Here is an 18,936-nt window from a genome sequence, read left to right as displayed (position 1 = left end):
CGCGGTTACGAGACCATTGGTGCTGACTGTTGCGACATTCTCGTCACTGGATGACCATGTTACCGCTTTGTTGGTGGCATTTGCCGGGTTAACGGTTGCCGCCAACTGCATGGTTCCACCGGTCGTCAGATTGACGACGGTCCTGTCAAGGGTCACTCCCGTTACCGGTGTAACCGCTGAAACCACTGTTATTTGTGCAGAAGCGGATACGCCGCTCTTCGCCGTGGCGGAAATCGTCACCTGACCGACGGATTTCGCCGTAACAAAGCCGTATACATCGACCTCTGCCACGTTCGCGTCACTGGAGCTCCAAACAATCCGCGGATCAGCGTTTGCCGGCTGTAGTACAGCTCCCAATGGCATCGTTTGGCCAAGCTCCAGCACTGCCGGGCTCTGAAGTGTTACAGCCACTGCAGGGTCGATAAAGGCCCCTTTGGCCTGGAACCTCTCCATGCCTACCCAATCCGTTGTCGTGGACACGCCATAGAACGTAAGACGAATATATCTGCCTACCGTGTTTGACGGCATGTTGATCGTAAACACTTCGTACGAACCGCCATAGCTGTCGCTGTTGTCGATGGCTGTTGTCCAGTTGGAGCCATCGTCCGAAACTGCCACAGTAAATTTCATGGACTGCCAGAAATTCAGGGTCAAGCTATCAATCCGCGCTTTTGCGCCCAGATCAATCTGCCAATAAATCGGAGTGCCAGAGGTTTGCAAGTTTCCTCCGCTAGACCATGCCGTTCCGGGATTCGTCACCGGAGATGCCGGATTTTTGCCAGACTGGGTTTTGCTTGCGGTAATGGAACCGCCATTGGAGGCGTAACCGCTCGATAGATCGGAGTTGACCGTCACTGTTGCCTGAGCGGATTTTCCATTGTCGCTTATTGCCGTAATCGTCGCAGAGCCAGCGCTAAGCGTAATAATCACGCCGTTGTTGACAACCGCAACCGCCGGATTGCTCGATGTCCATTGTTGGATCTGACTGGTGGCGTATGCCGGCGTAAAGGCTGGCGTCAACACCCCTGTTTTGCCGGCTGTCAGCGTCAAGCTGGTTGGGGTAAGGCTCAAGCTTGTTGCCGGAATGCTGGCATTTTTGGTAAGATCGGCAACCGCTGCATTAAGCGCTGCCGCAGCCTGGTTAATCCGGTTTTGATAGGACACATCCCAATGCTCGGACTGAGCGGCGGACAAATCATTTTGCGCCGCAGTCAGTGCCGTTTGATAAGCGTTCAAGCTTTCCGGCGTGTAATAGATATCCGGATAGAGCTTTGCGTCAATCGCATCGGCAATCGCTTTCGCCAATCCGGAAGTGATCAACTGAGGAGCTCCGGAGACTTGAACGGTCAAGCTTTTCGTACCTGCGTAGCCGCCATGATCCGCATACGCGTCTACGGCCAAGGTAATCACCGTTTCGCCCGAGCCGACCGCCGTTACGAGTCCAGTTGAATCTACCGTCGCAATCGAATCATCGGCAGAGCTCCAGGTAATCGACCGGTAATCGGCAACACCCGGATTCATGAATGCCGTAAGTCGTTTCGTTTGGCCCGTAGCCATCGGTACGACCGTTTCATCGACGGCATTCCCGCCCTCATCCGTAATTCCGATTGCCTCAACCGGGATGATCGGATGCACGCTTACGCTTGCTGCAGCGGACAACGCCGGATTGGCAACCGATGTTGCGGTGATGGTTGCGTCCCCGTCCCCGACAGCGGAAACGAGACCGGTGCTGTTCACGGTAGCAACAGATGCATCGCTGGATGTCCAGGTAACCGCTTGGTTCACGCCGGACATGTTTGGACTTACGGTAGCCGTCAATTGCGCGGTATTGCCCGGCGTACCGGGAATATCGAGCAAGCTGATCGATGTCTTGTCCAGTGTCACGGAAGCGGCAGTCGGTGCCGCGGTATACACATTGAAGTTATCGACCCAGGTCGTCCAGGATACGGAGCTGACCCTCGTCATATAAAATTCGAGGAAACCCAAATCATTTTTGAAGGTGGTTCCGGATGCAAAGGACAGATTGCTAACCGTCGCCGTCATGCTGGAATCGGCTTTGTTGGTCATCGTAAAGCTGGTTTTCTTGGCCGACATATCCAAGGTAACCTTAACGTTATAGGTTGCATTAGCCGTCTTGAAGCCAGAAGACGAGACCGCCGTGCCCGTAGTGGTAATTGGCGTATTGGAAGCGATCGAGGCGCTTGTATCGTAAAGGATTGTCCCCGTCGCGCCTGTCGGAATGCCTAACGTCAGGTAGTTGTTGTGCGCGCTATCCTGGATGCGGAGCTGCCCTGTTCCATTTGCGGGGGCGCCGATGTTCCAGTCGAAATTCAGCACGATTTTGTCATTAGTGACCGAAAAGCTTTTATATTCGGCTCTAGCGCCATTGCCGCTGGCCGTCAGCGAAAAGACAGGGCTGCTGTAGCCTGTCGGCGTTGAAGTGCCGACGGAAAACACGGCAGCAGTACCCGCAGATCCCGAAGTTGCCGCCCAGTTGTCACCCAGAGTCCGATTGTCGAAGCTTTCACTGACCGACGGAACATAAACCGTCGTCTGAGCGGTGAAGCCGCCGTCTTTCGTCTTGGCGGTAATGACCGCAACACCGGCCTTCAGAGCGGTTACGTTGCCGTATGCATCCACCGATGCGATGGTTTTGTTGTTGGAAGTCCATTCAACGTCCGTATTGGTCGCATCGGCCGGAGCAATGTGGGCGTTGAATTGCACCACAGGCGCACTTGCCGAAGGATTCGTGGTGGAGAAATAATCGGATGCGACATAATAGCTCGATTGGTCCAAGCTGATTCCCGTTACGGCGACTGGAGTCGATTGTACGGTAATGACGCATGTCTTCGTATATCCTCCGTCGGCTGTCTTGGCGGTAATGACAACCGTCCCCTCTTTCACCCCGGTTACATTGCCGTTCGCATCCACGGTCGCAACCGATGGATCGGAGGATTCCCATTGAACCGTCTTGTTGTAGGCATCATCCGGCGTGATGACGGCCGTAATCTGCTTAGATGTGCCGATCATGAGATTAAGCGTCGATTTGCTGAGCGTGATGCCGGTTACCATAACCGGTACAACCGTAATCTCGGCGGATGCTTTGAGAGTCGGATTGTCATTGGAAGTCACGGTAATGGTCGTTGTGCCCGTACCCTTTGTCTGCACCAGCCCGTTGGCGTCGACTGTCGCTACTGCCGGATTGGAGGACGTCCACGTTACGGTATTGAAGCTGGCGTCGGAAGGCGACACTGTCGCAGTCAACTTTTCCGTCCGGCCTAGGCTGACCGTTGCGCTGGTTTTGTTCAACGTAACGCTTGTCACCGCAACTTTGGATACGTTCAACGTATAGGAGGACGAAGCCGATCCGTCCACTGCCTCCGCTGTAATGACCGTAGTGCCATCATGGATGACATTCAATTTCACATTTGTCGTAACATCCGTCTGTTGGTAAAAAACTCCGGGATTCGTCGATTGCCAGAACTCCCCAAGGAAAGTAGCGACGCTTGGGTTGCTGGACGTATATTTGACGAGTTTATTGCTTGCGCCGGCAGGCAGAGTCGCGACCAGCGTCTGCTGATCCCACACTTTGGCGCTTACCGTGCTTCCCGGAACGGCTCCCCCGACTTTGAGCGTCAAGCTGCCCGCAGTTGTCGGCGAGGTGACGGTTACATCGGTGTAAGCGGATAATCCTCCGTCAACTGTAGTCACCGTAATTCGCGCCGTCCCGGACGCTTTGGCCGTCACATATCCGTAATCGTTTACGATGGCAACACTTTCATTGCTGGAAGCCCATCGCACGTTGCTGTCATAAACAAGCTTGTCCGAGCTAGTATTGGAAGCCGGCAAAATCGTTGGCAGCAGTCTTGTTGTCTTACCCGCAACCAGACTAAGGGCGGATTGATCCAGCGAAATGGCGGTCGGACTCGCCTTCTGGACACTGTATGTGCCAAATCCCTTTAGCGGTGTCTGCGCAGTGGCAGGCTTGGTCTTGGCATGTCCTCTCCATAGATAAGCGTACATGCTTTCGAGCATATCACCCATTTTGCCGTTGGCGGTGCTGCCCATTTCCTTGATCGAAGCATCGCCGTTATTGAACATGGTACGGCGGTCTACCGAGTTGCCGCCCCTTGTTGCATAACCCGCGCCTTCGACCACGATCCAGTCCGTCTCCCAATAAAAGAAGCCGCGCATCCGGTCGTGGGGATTGGGAACATCCCGCATTGCCTGCATATAATCCAGCAGCCAGTTGTATTGCCCGTTGGCGCTGTTTGCGGCATAGAAGCTGGACTGTCCCATCGAGCCGCTCTCTTCGCCAAAGTCCGGATTGTACTTCGTAAAGGTATATCCGGTTTCAACGTCAAGGTAATCTTTTTCGGGGAAAAGCGAGTTGTTGTTGGTAATCATCGACAGAATGGCGTCCGTGGAGTGGCCGCTGTAAAGCGAGTACCCTTGCCCGTCAAAGCTGACTCCATTCGTACGCAGCGTGCCAAAGACTGTATTCGAGTAGTCGGGATTATACCCGTTATTCGAATGGATGAATGCACTTACTCCCGGCGCCGCATCGTGAACTGCAGCGTAGGCGGAATTGATCAGCGCTTTAAAGCCGGCAGACGAATAGCCTTTTCCGTTCGGCCAGGCGATGCCTCCGTCCTGTTCGTTGCCGATTTTAACGCCGATTGGGGTAGTGCCCTGATCGATCAAACTCTTGATCATGTCATAGACATAGTTGTACATGGTGGTCGTCATCTCGTCGAGGGATTGATCCACCAGCTTGCCGCTTGAATTGACATACATCCAGTCCAGCGGAGTATACGCTTTGCCTGCACTCATCCAGTAGTCGCTGAAATGGAAGCTCGGCAAATAGCTCAAATCCAACTCCTGCGCTCTCTTGGCAAGCGCAAGAGCGTGGGTTTTGTCGAAATAGCCGGCTTGCATATATTGCGGGAACGGGTTTCCATCCTCGTCCGTAAAGTAGGCATAGACTACTTGTTTCGGGTTGCTCTGATCGTAAACCAAGTTGCCGGCATGGACGAACAGCATGCCCGTAATTGCGTTCACGCCATGATTGGCCAGAATCGTCAGACAATCCTGCTGAACACCGTTGTTGAAATATTTGCCGCCTTTGTCTTCGATTACAGGCAGGAAAGAGATGTCCGCCCCTTTGACCGTGCTGTTGTCTAAGGCGAAAACGTCAAAGTTGTCGACATAGGCCTTGTCGGCACCATTGCCCGTCCACTGGTCATGGCTGGCGTTGGGACCGGTGGAGTTGTAGGTGGCTACACTTTTTTCGTAGTTCGCATCCTTGATTGTATTCGCATAAAGCGTAACTTGATGATCGTTCGGCCCCGTCTTGAACCGGACCGTCAACAGCGAATAGCCCTCCGTACCGGCGGGTGCCTGACGAAGCACAGTTCCGTTTAGGTCCTTGACGCCCAGATTGACCCGATCGCAGTAGGAGGTCACATTCACAAGTTGACCGGTGTCGCCCAGGTCATTTTTCTGGTAGAGCGTTTCCCAAGTATCCTGTTTGTCCACCTTGGCGCGAACCGAAGCAATATAGGTCGTATTCGGCTCAACGTTGATCGTCTGGCTGATCTGGGAATTCGCTTCGAGCACGGCGGCTCCAAGGCCGGTATCAACAGACGAGGAACCGATGGAAACCCCACCGTTCACCGTCCAGTTGGTCAAATCGCCGGTTTCAAATCCCCAGTTTGCGACCGGGTTATTATCGTCGCTGTCCAGGGCCAGCTCCAAATCGTCGACCGACAGATTCGTGCCGCTGCCCGAACCAAAGGTAAGGGTGGCTTGTCCGTTATAGACGAGCACGTTGCGAATCGCCACCTGGGTCCATTCCGTGCTGCTGATGTATCCGTCGATCAGTAGCCGGGAATCAGGCCCGCCCGTATTGGTCACGGTTATGTAAGCCGGATTGGTGGTGCTGCTGGTCGAGCCTTTCACCCAGGCATACAGCGTGTAGCTGCCTTGCGAAATGCCCGTTATCGTTTGAGACAAGGTTGAATTCGCCGCCGAAAGCTTGGCGGACGTTGCCCCGCTGTGTTTGTCCGAGGTCTGGGCGGCAACTGTCCCCGTTTTGGACCAGCCGGTCAAATCTCCCGTTTCAAAATCTAAATTGGTAGCGGAACTCACGCTGCTAGCGCTTACAACGGAGACGATTCGACTCGCAGGAAATCCGAACCCACTCGTGGTTAGCAAGGCCAACAATAGTGTGCATACCATAACCTTTTTGAAAGTTTTCATAGATAGCCTCCACATCAAGAAATTGAATCTTTGAACCAGGGGTGCTTCAGTTGCTTGCAGATCCAAAATGCTTCCCTCGATTCCATGGCACCCTCCCCATCATTGTAGAAGAAATAGGACTCTAGAATTACTGAGCAAAACTATGAAATGCATTACAAAAACCACGATTTCGAATTTTGTCGAAAAAAATGAAATCCCCTGACCAGATGGCCAGGGGATATCTAATCTTTTCAATTGTTGAAGCTTTCCCTATCTCTAGACGCCGGCTTCCTTGAATAGGCGCAACAGTTCCTCTTCGCTGTCGATGACAGCGATGCCCAAATCCCAGGCTTTGGCCAGCTTGCTGCCGGCGCTTTCCCCGGCGATGACGAGATCAGTTTTTTTGGAGACACTGCCGGTGACTTTGGCACCCATGGCTTCCAGCTTCCGCGTCGCTTCATCCCGCCCAAGGCTTTGGAGCGTGCCGGTAAGGACGACGGTTTTGCCGTATAGGGGATTATCCGTGCTGACGGTTTCCGTCCTCTCCTCCATGACCGGAGATACTCCCGCTTCCAGCATTCGTTTGATGCTTTCCACCATGACCGGCTCTTTGAAAAAGGAGACGATGCTGTCGGCCACAATGCCGCCCACATCGGGAAGCCCGATCAATTCCTCTGCCGTGGCACCCACTACCCGTTCCAGCGAACGGAAATGCTCGGCCAGTACGGCAGTGGTTTTTTTGCCGGTGTTAGGGATGCCCAAGGCGAAGAGGAAGGAGCTGAGATCGCGAGTTTTGCTCTTTTCCAAGGCGTCCAAAAGGTTGCGCGCTTTCTTTTCGCCGAAACGTTCCAGTCCCATCAGCTCTGCCAAGGTTAGATAATAAAGACCGGAAGGGTCGTTTACACCCAAGCTGTCGTAAAGCTGCTCGGCGGTGGCGATGCTGAAGGTTTCGATGTCCATCGCATCCCTAGAGGCAAAATGGGTGACACGCCCGATGAGCTGCGGCCGGCAGGCCAGCTTATTGGGGCAGAAAATATGCGCTCCCCGCATCTCCAAAGCTGTTCCGCAAGACGGACAGACCTCCGGGAAGAGGATTTCTTCGCCGTCGGTTTCATCCGTTGCTTTGCCTAATATCTCGGGAATGACGTCGTTGGACCGGCGGATCAGCACAAGGCTGCCAATGGCGTACTTCAGGTTTTTCCGCTCGATGTCGCCGATGTTGTTCAAGGTGCAGTTTTGCACCGTAACCCCCGCTAACTCCACCGGGTCCACCTTGGCCACCGGGGTCAGCTTGCCCGTACGACCCACTTCCCAGGAGACAGAGCGTAAAATCGTCGTCGCTTCCTCCGCTTCGAACTTGTAAGCCACGGCCCAGCGGGGAAACTTGTCGGTGTAGCCCAGTACTTCCCGGGTGCGGAAATCGGTGATTTTTACGACGGCTCCGTCAATGAGATAGTCCATGCCCAGCCGCTCTTCTTCGATGCGGGCCACTTCCGCCGCCACTTCCTCCAGGGTGGAGAAGTAATGGATGCGCTCGTTGACCTTGAAGCGATTTTCCTTGAGGAAGGCCACCATTTCCTGATGGTCGGTGAATTGCAGGTGATCGGCGTACCCCACGTTATAGATAAAAGCGTCCAAATTCCGCGACGCCGTTACGGTAGTGTTCAAGTTGCGCAAGGCGCCGGCCGCGGCGTTGCGGGCATTTTTGAGCGGCTCTGCCGCCGTCTTGTTGTACTCCTCCAGCACGGACAAGAACATAATGCCCTCGCCCTGCACTTCGATAACCCCTTCGGTGTAAGGGATGGAGAGCGGAATGGAGCGGATGGTGCGCACTTGGGCTAAGATGCCTTCACCCTGCACTCCATTGCCCCGGGTGGCGGCTTGAACCAGCTCACCTCCGTCGTAGGTCAGGTTCAAGGTCAATCCGTCAAACTTCAACTCCACAACAAAAGACAGCGGAGGCAGCGGATCATCAGGATGAGCGGTATTGTACTGCTCCACCAGCTTGGAGGCGCGGGCATGCCATGCCTCTAGATCCGCCTGGTTTTGTGCCTTATCCAGGCTCCAGAGTCGGGCTTTGTGCCGATGTTCGGCGAAGCCCTTGAGCAGTTCTCCCCCTACCCGGCGGGTTGGAGAAAAAGGCAGTACGACGCCTGTCTCCCGCTCCAGCGCGACCAGCCGGTCATATAGCCGGTCGTACTCTTTGTCGGATATGTCAGGTTGATCCAGCGTGTAGTACATGTAATTGTGCCGTTCGATCTCGGCGATGAGGTCTTTCATCAATTCGCTGGGGTCTCCCGCCTGTTGGCTCTGTTGATCCGCCACGTTTCCGTCATCCTTTCGGTTGTTGGGTAGGCCTTGCAAGGTGGTGCGATTTGGCGTGCGCTAACGATACGGAAACCGTCTTATCGTCATGGCAGCCGGAACTGCGGACAATTTAAACTTCCGGTCGCTGTTGTTTTCGGATTTCTTTATTAGAAAAACATTTTAAGGGAGAAATCCGAAAACAAAGGCGAACGCTGACGCTCCTCCAGTTCAAATTTCCTCCGTTCCATCTCCGACGATTCGAAAGGTTCTCGTCAAGCTTCGACCAATGCGTGAGCCGCCTTGCGTGGCCTTATTGTTTGGTGATGGGGGCGAACTTGGCCAGGAGGCGTTTTAGGCCGACGGGAGCGGGGAAGGCGATCTGCAGCTCCGTGTCGTCGCCGCTGCCCTTCACCGCTGCCACCACCCCGGTACCCCACTTGCCGTGGGCAACTTTGTCGCCCACCTTGAAGTCACCAGGGTTCAGGTTGACGTTCGGCGTGGCGGGCTTGGGCGCGAGGGGGCGCGGCGCGGCAGCAGACTGGCCGCCGTAACCGGCGCCGGCGGATGCCCCGGCACCGCCATACCCTGCGCCGGCGCTTCTCGCGCCGAACACGTTGCTGCCGCCACTGCGGCCAAAGCTGCCGTAGCGGTCTCTCGCCGGCGAGCAATCTTCTTTCAGTTCCTCAGGAATCTCGGCGAGGAAGCGGGAAGGCGCATTGGTGGCGGTGCGGCCGAACAACGTGCGCATGCGGGCGCAGGTCATGTACAGATTCTCCTCTGCCCGGGTGATACCGACATAAGCCAGCCGCCGCTCCTCTTCCAGTTCTTCGTTATCCATGAAAGCGCGGCTGTGAGGGAATACCCCTTCCTCCATGCCGATGATGAAAACGGTGGGAAATTCCAGCCCCTTGGCGCTATGCATCGTCATGAGCACGATGGCGTTTTCACCGGGCCCTTCCTGATCTTGATCCATCGTGTCGATGTCGGCGATAAGGGCAAGATCCGTCAGGAAAGAGACGAGACTCTTTTCGTCGCTGCGCTTTTCGAACTCCTGAGTCACCGACAGGAATTCGTCGATATTTTCAATCCGCGAGCGGGCTTCCAACGTTCCTTCCCGCTGCAGCTCCATGCGGTATTGGGTCATCTCCAAAATCTGTTCCGTAAGCTCCGTAACGGAGAGGTAATCGGCCATTTTATGAATATTGGAAATCATCTCATGGAACTGGGCCAAGGCATTTCGGGCCCGGCCATTGTTGATGTCGAGGAAATGAGCCTCCGCCAGTAGCGAGAACATGGACACGCCCCGCTCTCCCGCCAGCTCCGCCAAACGGTCGATGCTGGTATCGCCGATGCCGCGCTTCGGCACATTGACGATCCGCGCCAACGAGACGTCATCGTCGGGATTGGAAATCAGGCGCAGATAGGCCAGTATATCTTTAATTTCCTTCCGGTCGTAGAACTTGATGCCTCCTACGATCTGGTAAGGAATATCCGACTTGATCAAAATTTCTTCAATCACCCGAGACTGGGCGTTAGTGCGGTACAGAACGGCATGATCCCGGTAATTGGCTCCGCCGCGGACATTTTCCTGAACCTGAGAAGCGATGAAATAGCCTTCCTCGTGCTCCGAATCCCCTTGGTAGATGCGAATTTTCGGACCTTCCGACTTAGTGGACCACAGGTTTTTCACCTTACGGCCCAGGTTGTTAGCGATGACCTTATTGGCTGCATTCAAAATATTGGAGGTGGAGCGGTAGTTCTGCTCCAGACGGATTTCCACCGCTTCCGGATAGTCGTGCTCGAAATTGAGGATATTGCTGATATCCGCCCCCCGCCAGCGGTAGATGGACTGGTCGGAGTCGCCAACGACGCAAATGCGGTGATGCTTATCCGCCAGCATCCGGCAGAGCATATACTGGGCACGGTTCGTATCCTGATATTCGTCCACATGGATGTATTGGAATTTATTTTGGTAAAAATCCAGCACCTCCGGAACTTCAGTAAAGAGCTGAATCGTCGTCATGATCAAATCGTCGAAATCCAGGGAGTTGTTAGCCCTGAGCTTTTTCTGGTATAACCGGTAGACTTTGGCCACGATCCCGTCAAAATAATCCCCGATCTTCGCCTCAAGCCTCTCCGGTGTCAACAGCTCGTTCTTTGCGGCGCTCATGGCGGCTTGGACGGCTTTGGGCTCGAATTTTTTCGTATCGACGTTCAATTCCTTCATGCAGTTTCGGATCACGGAAAGCTGGTCAGTGGAGTCGAGGATGGTGAAGCTGGACGTATAGCCGATGCGGGTGATGTCGCGGCGCAATATTTTCACGCACATGGAGTGGAAGGTGGATACCCAAATATCCCGGGCACCGGGACCGACGAGCTGTTCCACCCGCTCCTTCATTTCCCGCGCCGCTTTGTTGGTAAAGGTGATGGCAAGGATGCTCCAGGGAGCCGCCTTGCCCGAGGCGATCAAATACGCGACCCGGTGGGTGAGCACCCGGGTTTTACCGCTGCCCGCTCCGGCCATGATGAGCAAAGGACCGCCAACGGTTTCGACGGCTTGCTTCTGCTCGGGATTCAGGCGGTTGACCGCCTCGTAAATGCTTTGAGCTTGGTTCATTAAAAATCTTACCTTTCTATACGAATCTATACGAACTGCGCCGCCACATTCGGGAACGGCTTCGTTTGGATCGTCGTTAACGCTTGCTCCAAATTTTCGTAAATGATGTTGCCGACGACAATGGTATCGGCTGCCGCCGCTGCCGCCTTCGCTTGCTCTGCGGTGCGGATGCCGCCTCCGTAAAACAACCGGGTATGCTGAAGAGCGCTTTTCGCCTGAGCCACCCATTCCATATTGCCGAAAACGCCGCTGTACTCCACGTAAAAAACCGGCATCCGGTACAGCCGGTCCACCATTAGTGCGTATGCGGTCAAATCCTTGGCGTCAGCCGGAGCGCTTGAGCCGGTAAGCTGGGCAGCCGTGCACTCGTCATTCAAAATGACATACCCTTCCGGAATCAGCTTGTCCCATTCCATGAAGGAACCGTACCGGCGCAATGCAGTGTGGTGCATTCCAGTCATCCAACGGGCATCATCGGTGTTGAGCACGGCCGGGATGAAATAGAGGTCGAACCCAGGCACAACCGCTTCGATTGCCGATATTTCCTGCACGCAGGGCACTTCATAGCGGCGGACGCGAGAGAGTATGTCGACAGTGTTGTCGTAGGTGATCCCCGTCGAACCGCCCACCATAATCGCGTCGGTTCCGGACAGACAAAGCCGCTCTAGAGCTTCGTCGCTTATGGCCCGCTCAGGGTCCAACTTAAATACATGCTTCCATTCCTTTATCACCACGAACCTGTTCCCTCCACCTCTGCAGAATCGGACGGCTCGCCGTAAGGCCGACACTCTAAAGTCTATGTCAGGGGCAGGAAGGTGTCAAATGGCCGATCCGCTTCTTTCTTCAGTATAAAACAGGGAACTCGTGTTCGGCAATGTGCCTTTTGGCAACTTCGCTTCATAATGAAAAAAGCCCGCATCAGCGGGCGAAAATGTGGTTGCCGATCTCAGCCGTTTGGAGGCGGGTGCGAATCCAATCCGAGGTGGCGATTTTCGGGTTGTAGTAATAGATCGCTTCTCCGGTAGGATCGACGCCCTTTAGCGCCTCCAGGGCGGCAGCATAGGCGATGGAATCCGGCGCCAGCCGGTATTGTCCGTCGCGCAGGGCGGTAAACGCCCCCTTTTGAAAAACCACTGCCTTGATCGTGTCGGGAAAACGCGGCGACAGCACCCGGTTCAGCACGACGGCTCCAACCGCTACCTGGCCTTCAAAAGACTCGCCCCGGGCTTCTGAATATATGACGCGAGCGAGAATTTCCAACTCCCCATCATTCAACCGGATGCCTTCCATCGTATCGATGGCGGAAGCGGACCGATTTTTCGTGTCGGCTGTTTTTACCGCGATTGTAGCTGCAGAAGCTGCCGCCTTGGATGACTTGGGTGTATTCGCTTCATTAGCCTTTTCTCCTTTGTCTCCACCAATACCATCATCGGCGGATTGAATCACCACCGGCTCCGATTTGTCCGGGACGTCCTGGGAATCTGCCCGCTCATCCGCTCTGGCCGCCGCCCGACTGGACAACCGGCTGGCTAGCCAATTGTCTGTCACTTCTCGCGCTTCTCCGACAACCGGATTCGAGTGGTCAACCGCCTCGCCTTCGGCACGATCGGCCGTGGCTCCGTAAATATTAAAACATGTAAACAACACAAAAAAAATCGGAATCAATGTCCGTTTCATCATTTGCCGCATGACCTCCTAAAGCGAATTCTCCTGTGCGCAAGAGGTCTTAGGAAGGCACCCGTCATTTTTTTATGTAAGACCGAAAAACATTGTTGCATGGTGACAAGGCAATCGGTTTCTCTCTTCGACGGGTTGCCGCGCCTTTCGCATAGACAAGACCTCATTGAAGTACATAACCAAATTGCTCGCTTTTGACGCAGCACCAAGGATAAACGGCTTTGCGCCGACACTGACCCAAAGTAAAGTCAACCCTAATGAAGCATTATATAGCAAAAAAGAAGCACCTGAACAGCATCACCTTGCCGTCGAGAGCTTCCCTTATAAAAAAATCGTTAATGCCGTGAATAAGCCGTTTCGCCGTTTACCACCGTCATCTGTACTTCGGTATCCGCCAGTTCGTCCACCCGGTCCGCTAAGGCGAAAATGTCCCGGTCGACGACGGTAAAGTCCGCCGCATAGCCGACAGCCAGCTTGCCCCGTACCGCCGCTTCACCCTCGATATAGGCGCTGCCTACGGTGAAAAGGTCCACGGCCTCGGCAAGCGTCAGCTTCTCCTGCGGCAGGTAGCCATCGTGGAGGACGCCAGGCCTACGGCGAGCGACGGCGGCATGCAGCCCCAGAAACGGGTTCAGCGGTTCAATGGGCGCATCGCTTCCTCCGGCGCAGGGAATCCCTGCGGCCAGTAGCTTTCTCCAGGCGTAGAGGTACTCCCGCCTGTCATCTCCCATGCGTTCCAGCGCCCAAGGAAAATCGCTGACCACAAAGTGGGGCTGAATATCCGCTGCCAGCGGCAGCCGAGCCATCCGCTCCACCAGATCGGGGCGCAGCACCAGGGCATGGATCAGCCGGTCGGGATAGCGTTCGGTAACCCCCACACCCGAATGCAGCTCCAAGGCATTTAGGGTCATGGCCGCCGCCTCATCTCCGATAGCGTGGACCGCCATTGGCAGGCCGGTCTCCCGCGCCTTGGCGACGATGGCGTTCAGCCCTTCCTGGGAGTGGATGGCGATGCCCCGATTGCCGGGATCATCCGCGTAAGGTTTACTCAAAAGTGCCGTCCGTCCGCCCAGGACGCCGTCGGCAAACACTTTGGCCGCTCCGATCTTCAGCCAGCTGTCGCCGCTGCCCGCCTTGAGCCCGAGAGCAGCAGCTTCCTCCAGAAAGGGATAGTACACAAGCTGGTTCGTGCGCAGCAGCACCCCTTCCTCCCGCAGCTCCCGGTAAATGCGCAGCATCGTTTCCAGGCTGCCCAAAAACCGCAAGTCATCGGTATGGGAAGCCGTAAGCCCTAACCTCAAAGCGTCCAGACTAGCCCTGCGGATGCATTCCTTCTTCGCCGCATAGTCCGGCTCCGGCAGCACCTTCTGAAAAGGAGCAGCCGCATCCTCGTAGACCATGCCGTTAAACCGGCCCTCCGCATCCCGCCCATATGCGCCGGATTCCGGGTCCGGCGCGCCTTCCGTCAAACCGGCCCGGCGAAAAGCTTCCGAATTGGCCAAATAAGCATGGAAGCAAACCCGAGTGAGCATCACCGGATGCCGCTCCGTCACGGCGTCCAGTTCGTCAATCGTCGGCGCAACCGCCGGTGTAAAGGCATTTTCGTTCCAGTTAAGCCCGAGAATCCATTCTCCGGGAGATGTCGTTTCCGCCCGCTGTCGCAAGAGTTCCAGCATCTCATCCTTCGATCGGGCCTCCGAAAAATCCAATGCCGCCAGCTTCATGCCGTGCATCGACAAATGCATGTGACTGTCCGCCAATCCAGGAAGCACGTAGCCGCCTTCCCAGTCTACCGTGCGATAGTCCCGGCCTGTGAGTTGAAGGCGAAGCTCCTGTCCACTGCCGACCGCCCGGATGATTCCGTTCTCTGCGTAGACCGCCAAATCCTCCGGGATATCCCGTCCCGGTCGGGGTAAATCCGAACGTCTTCCGTTTAAAAAAAGCGTGCCGGACATTCTTCCCCCCTCCTAACAGGTGGTATAAACGGAACGAAAGATTGTAAGGATTACGTCGCTGCAAAACCTGATTATTCTGGAGAGTCGCTGTTGCACTCAGATTCCCTGATTCGACAACTCCTTAGAGGGAGGAATCTGATTGCAAAGGCGACCGCTGACGCTTTTCCAGAACAATCGGTTTCTCCGCTCCTTCATCCCATTCTTTCGTTCAAATTATACTAGCCGAATGCCCTATTCGCCGATGCGGTGAATCTTGATCAGGTTGGTGGGAGCCGACTCGCCAACAGGGACGCCCGCCACCAGTACCACCAAGTCGCCGGCGTTCAAATAACCGGCCCGCACGGCGCGAACCTCGCACATCTCGATCATGTGGTCCGTATCCTCGATCTCGTCTCCTTTAAGCGGGATGACGCCACGGACCATGCAGAGGCCGGGGAGCGTTTTTTCGTCCGGAGATACCGCCAGCACCGGGCATTCCGGCCGGTATTTCGCCGCCATCCGTGCCGTAAAGCCGCTCATGGTAGGGGCGACGATGGCCGCCGCCCGCAGCTCCGTCGCCGCATGCACGGCGGAACGGCAGACCGCTTCGGTGATGCTCACCGTGCTGGAGCTATAGGCGGGATCGGACCATGGCTCCCCAAGAGTATGCACTATTCCTTGCTCAGCCCGCTCGGCGATTCGCGCCATCACCTTGACGGATTCCAGCGGATACTTGCCGGCTGCGCTTTCGCCGGAGAGCATCACGGCGTCACTGCCGTCAAACACGGCACCCGCGACATCGGTGGCTTCTGCCCGGCTTGGCCGTGGGTTGACCTGCATCGATTCCAGCATATGCGTGGCGGTGATAACCGGCTTACCCGCGGCGTTACATTTACGGATGATCATTTTCTGCACCGGAGGTACTTCCTCAGCGTTCAGGTTTACGCCCATATCACCCCGGGCGACCATGATCCCATCCGCCGCTTCTAAAATCTCATCCAGGTTGTCCACGCCTTCCTGATCCTCGATCTTCGCGATGATGCGGATGTGGCCGGCGTTTTCCTTTTCCAAAATGCTGCGGATCTCCATCACGTCCGCAGCTTTCCGCACAAAGGAAGCGGCGATGACGTCGATGCGTTTTTCAATGCCAAAACGGATAAACTGTACGTCACGCTCGGTAACGCCAGGCAAATTGACATGCAATCCCGGGATATTGACTCCCTTGCGGCTTTTCAAGACTCCGCCGTTGACAACGACGCAGCGCACCTCACTGCCGCCAGCCTCCGTCACCTCCAAGCGAATCAGCCCGTCATCGATGAGAATAACGGTGCCTTTGCAGGCATCCTGCGGCAGGTCTTTGTAGGTAACGGTAACCCGCTCCGCATCTCCTTCGACCACATCCGTGGTAAGCGTTATCATCGCGCCAGGCGTAAGCGGGACGGCCCCATCCCGAATCGCACCGATGCGGACTTCGGGGCCTTTGATATCCAGCATGACGGCCACGGTTTTCCCCAATTGCCGGGAGACGGCGCGGATGACATCGATTCGCGCTCCGTGTTCTTCAAACCCGCCGTGAGCGACATTCAAACGGGCGACATCCATGCCCGCCTCCATCATTTTGCGGAGCATATCCGGAGATTCACTGGCCGGTCCAATCGTACAAACAATTTTCGTTTTGCGCATATTAGCCCCTCCTCGCTAGCACCCTTCATCACTTATAAAAATCCGACTTGTCCATATTAGTATAAGCATAGCCCAACAAGCCTCTGAAATCTATTCCCCCGCGCAAAAAAAGGCCGCCGATTTAATATCGGCAGCCCGAGATCGTACTATTTACCGGCGTTAACGATTTCTTCGATGGAAGCAAGGGGGACAGCATATGCCCATTTCCCGCCGTCTTCCAGCAGATTGACGGTTTGATCCGCGATTTTCCCTTTATAGGAAAGTTCAGTGGTCGTGCCGTCGGTCTTCTTTTCCGATATCGTGAGGGTCAAATCCGGCTTGTCACCGATGGAAGCCTTAGCCGCATCGACAGGCAGGTCCGTCGCCGCCAAGTCTCGTACTTTGTCGAGGATGCCGGTGCCGGCTGCGGATTCCAGCTCTTTAGAACCGATTTTCCACTTGGTTTCATAGACGGTTTTATCCGCTTCGGCTTTCTCCAGCTTCCAGCTTTGACCCTTCCAGGCCACAGAAATCGCCGTCACCTGGTCATAATCCATATGGATCGCGTTCATGTCGGCAAAATCCTTCGCCGTCACCATCAGCGATTGCATATCTGTATCCTTCACCTCGTACACCACCGGCGAATCCGCCAGCTTAACATAGCTGCTGCCGGCAATGGGCAGGCTTTTCCCGGTCAAAAGCTGATGGGTTGTGCCGTCAGCCAGCTTCACTCCAAGCTTCCACACCGGTTCCGCCAAACCGTACTCGGCCAAATCCGTCGGGTTCTTCTCAACGATAGATGCGTAAGTGAGCGCGGCGAAGCTTTCCGGCCAACCGTCCGCCGTATAGCTCTTCAGCGGAACGGGGGAGGGGGTCGTCATCGACCACCCGTCACCGCTTTTCACCATGTCCACTTTGTTTTCGCCGCTTTCGATGGTATAGGATTGAACGTCCGCCGCCTTCATTTGAAAAAGCGGCTTCGCCTCATCGGCCTTTTTCCCTTTGAGATAGCCTTGGCTTGAGGCGTACCAGAACCCGCCGATGCAGATGATCACGAGCAGCAGGGTGGGTATCAGACGCTTCATGCTCTCCGCCTCCTCCACCAGATGGTGCCTCCTGCCAGCAAGAACAGGGCAGGGATGACGGCCACGGTCAAAACGAAGATCGTATTGCTCTTAGCCGGTGTCAGCAGCGCCTGCTTCACAGCCACATCTTCACGGGCGCGGATGGTGATGCCACCCTTCTGCTCCTGCAGCCAGCCGGCGCTGTTCATGAAGAAGTCGCGGTTGCCATACTGCGTAAACCACTGATCACCCAGGAAAATCCCGTTGCCGATCACGACGGCTTTCGGTTTGCTGTTGGCATCTTCAACTGCGAAAGCCAGATCCAGCGGACCCGCCACGTCGGCGGCGGCCTTCGCGATATCTTTTTCGGTCAGCTGCTGGGCGGCGTTCAAGATTTCGTTCACATTGGTTTTACCATAACTGTCGGAGGACGTCGTAAGGAGCGGAGTGAGCGTCAGGCCCTCGTGCTTATCCGTTTCCTTCAAAGCGATGGAAGCCGGCATAACCAAGGATTCATTCGCTTGGGACAGCTTATCCGTAATGTCGTGATTGCCGTACTCTGGAATAATGGTCAGCGGGTCCGTCATCAACGATTTTTTGCTCTCCACAGCCAGTGCCTGCACGTTCTTAACGCCGACGGCGGCCAACACGTCATTCCAGTTTTTCCATGTTTCCATATCCTTGGTTACGCCCAAGGCCATCATCAGCTTGCCATCGCCTTTGACGTAATCCAAAACGAGCTTCGCCTCTGCGTCGGTCAAATCTTTTTTCGGATCGAGCACGTAGAGGGCTTTGGCGTCGTCGGGAATTTTCGCCTCTTTCAACAGATTGAGGTCGGTGACGACGTAGTTTTCGCCTTCCAGGCTTTTCGTGAGCTGCGTGAGCTCAGTGGAAGAATACTCCCCTTGACCCGTCAGGACGTAGACGTTGGTCTTTTCCTTCGAGGTAAAGCCTATGATCCCTTGGGTCAAAACCTGTTCGCCAGCGAAGTCGTAGCCCGTTTGGGCGGCATTCATTGTGAAAATATCGCTGTACGAGTAGGTCTTGCGGTTGGTGCCCATCTCCATCACAATGGTGCCGTAATCGGTCACCTCATATTTCTCGGCGATGGAAGGCTTTTTGGCGGGATCGACGGATTCCCAGGTTAGGTTACTGTTTTTCTTGTGATAGGTCTCCAGCAAGTCGGTAATTTGCCGGGTATAGTAATCGGCGCCGGGAGCCGTGAATACGACTACATGCACCTTTTGATCCAGATCCTTCAAAGTCGTGTTCGTTTGCTCGGACAGCGTGAAGCTTTTATTTGAAGTCATATCCCACTGGACGTCCTTCGCCGAGTGAAGGAAGACCATGAGTAAGATGAAGACGGCGACAACAGCGATAGAGAGCACCGCTGCGTTCGTTCCTTTTAACCAGTTTTTCATATCGGTCTACCTCC

Annotated in this window: 9 protein-coding genes; all 9 read right to left on the bottom strand. The window is 55.2% G+C overall.

The annotated features are described in order from the left end of the window. On the bottom strand, positions 1–6,261 hold a 6,261-nt coding region (locus TJ79_RS26270; protein ID WP_052339870.1), incomplete at its 3' end, for an Ig-like domain-containing protein. Between the two features lie 255 nt (positions 6,262–6,516). Next, positions 6,517–8,520, bottom strand: coding sequence for an NAD-dependent DNA ligase LigA (gene ligA, locus TJ79_RS22130; protein WP_040952539.1), 2,004 nt, complete (start codon positions 8,518–8,520; stop codon positions 6,517–6,519). Positions 8,521–8,857: 337 nt separating this feature from the next. Continuing rightward, a complete protein-coding gene (pcrA, locus tag TJ79_RS22125; protein WP_040952523.1) occupies positions 8,858–11,164 on the bottom strand; it encodes a DNA helicase PcrA in 2,307 nt (768 codons plus the stop codon). A gap of 26 nt (positions 11,165–11,190) precedes the next feature. Then, the gene (gene pcrB / locus TJ79_RS22120; RefSeq protein WP_052339869.1) at positions 11,191–11,898 is read right to left on the bottom strand and encodes a heptaprenylglyceryl phosphate synthase; all 708 of its coding nucleotides are present in this window, start codon (positions 11,896–11,898) and stop codon (positions 11,191–11,193) included. Between the two features lie 184 nt (positions 11,899–12,082). Continuing rightward, a complete protein-coding gene (locus TJ79_RS28290; RefSeq protein WP_052339868.1) occupies positions 12,083–12,844 on the bottom strand; it encodes a cell wall hydrolase in 762 nt (253 codons plus the stop codon). Positions 12,845–13,176: 332 nt separating this feature from the next. After that, positions 13,177–14,796: an amidohydrolase gene (locus TJ79_RS22110; RefSeq protein WP_040952522.1), complete on the bottom strand. Its 1,620-nt coding sequence runs from the start codon at positions 14,794–14,796 to the stop codon at positions 13,177–13,179. 231 nt (positions 14,797–15,027) lie between these two features. Further along, positions 15,028–16,458 (bottom strand): pyruvate kinase, encoded by a 1,431-nt coding sequence (gene pyk / locus TJ79_RS22105; protein ID WP_040952521.1) that lies wholly within the window; start codon positions 16,456–16,458, stop codon positions 15,028–15,030. 146 nt (positions 16,459–16,604) lie between these two features. Further along, positions 16,605–17,522, bottom strand: a complete 918-nt coding sequence (locus TJ79_RS22100; protein ID WP_040952520.1) for a DUF4340 domain-containing protein — start codon at positions 17,520–17,522, stop codon at positions 16,605–16,607. After that, entirely contained in the window at positions 17,519–18,922 is a 1,404-nt protein-coding gene (locus TJ79_RS22095) for a GldG family protein (RefSeq protein WP_040952519.1), read from the bottom strand. Before TJ79_RS22095 ends, TJ79_RS22100 begins: the two co-directional genes overlap by 4 nt. Positions 18,923–18,936 lie beyond the last annotated feature (14 nt).

This window comes from Gorillibacterium massiliense, assembly GCF_000455485.1.
GTDB lineage: Bacteria > Bacillota > Bacilli > Paenibacillales > NBRC-103111 > Gorillibacterium > Gorillibacterium massiliense.
This window is presented reverse-complemented; position numbering and strand designations above follow the sequence as displayed.

Excerpts from the sequence above, each read along its gene's own strand:
- ligA (WP_040952539.1), bottom strand. The coding sequence starts at position 8,520 with ATGAAAGACCTCATCGCCGAGATCGAACGGCACAATTACATGTACTAC.
- TJ79_RS22100 (WP_040952520.1), bottom strand. The coding sequence starts at position 17,522 with ATGAAGCGTCTGATACCCACCCTGCTGCTCGTGATCATCTGCATCGGC.
- TJ79_RS22110 (WP_040952522.1), bottom strand. The coding sequence starts at position 14,796 with ATGTCCGGCACGCTTTTTTTAAACGGAAGACGTTCGGATTTACCCCGA.
- TJ79_RS22095 (WP_040952519.1), bottom strand. The coding sequence starts at position 18,922 with ATGAAAAACTGGTTAAAAGGAACGAACGCAGCGGTGCTCTCTATCGCT.
- pcrA (WP_040952523.1), bottom strand. The coding sequence starts at position 11,164 with ATGAACCAAGCTCAAAGCATTTACGAGGCGGTCAACCGCCTGAATCCC.
- pyk (WP_040952521.1), bottom strand. The coding sequence starts at position 16,458 with ATGCGCAAAACGAAAATTGTTTGTACGATTGGACCGGCCAGTGAATCT.
- TJ79_RS28290 (WP_052339868.1), bottom strand. The coding sequence starts at position 12,844 with ATGATGAAACGGACATTGATTCCGATTTTTTTTGTGTTGTTTACATGT.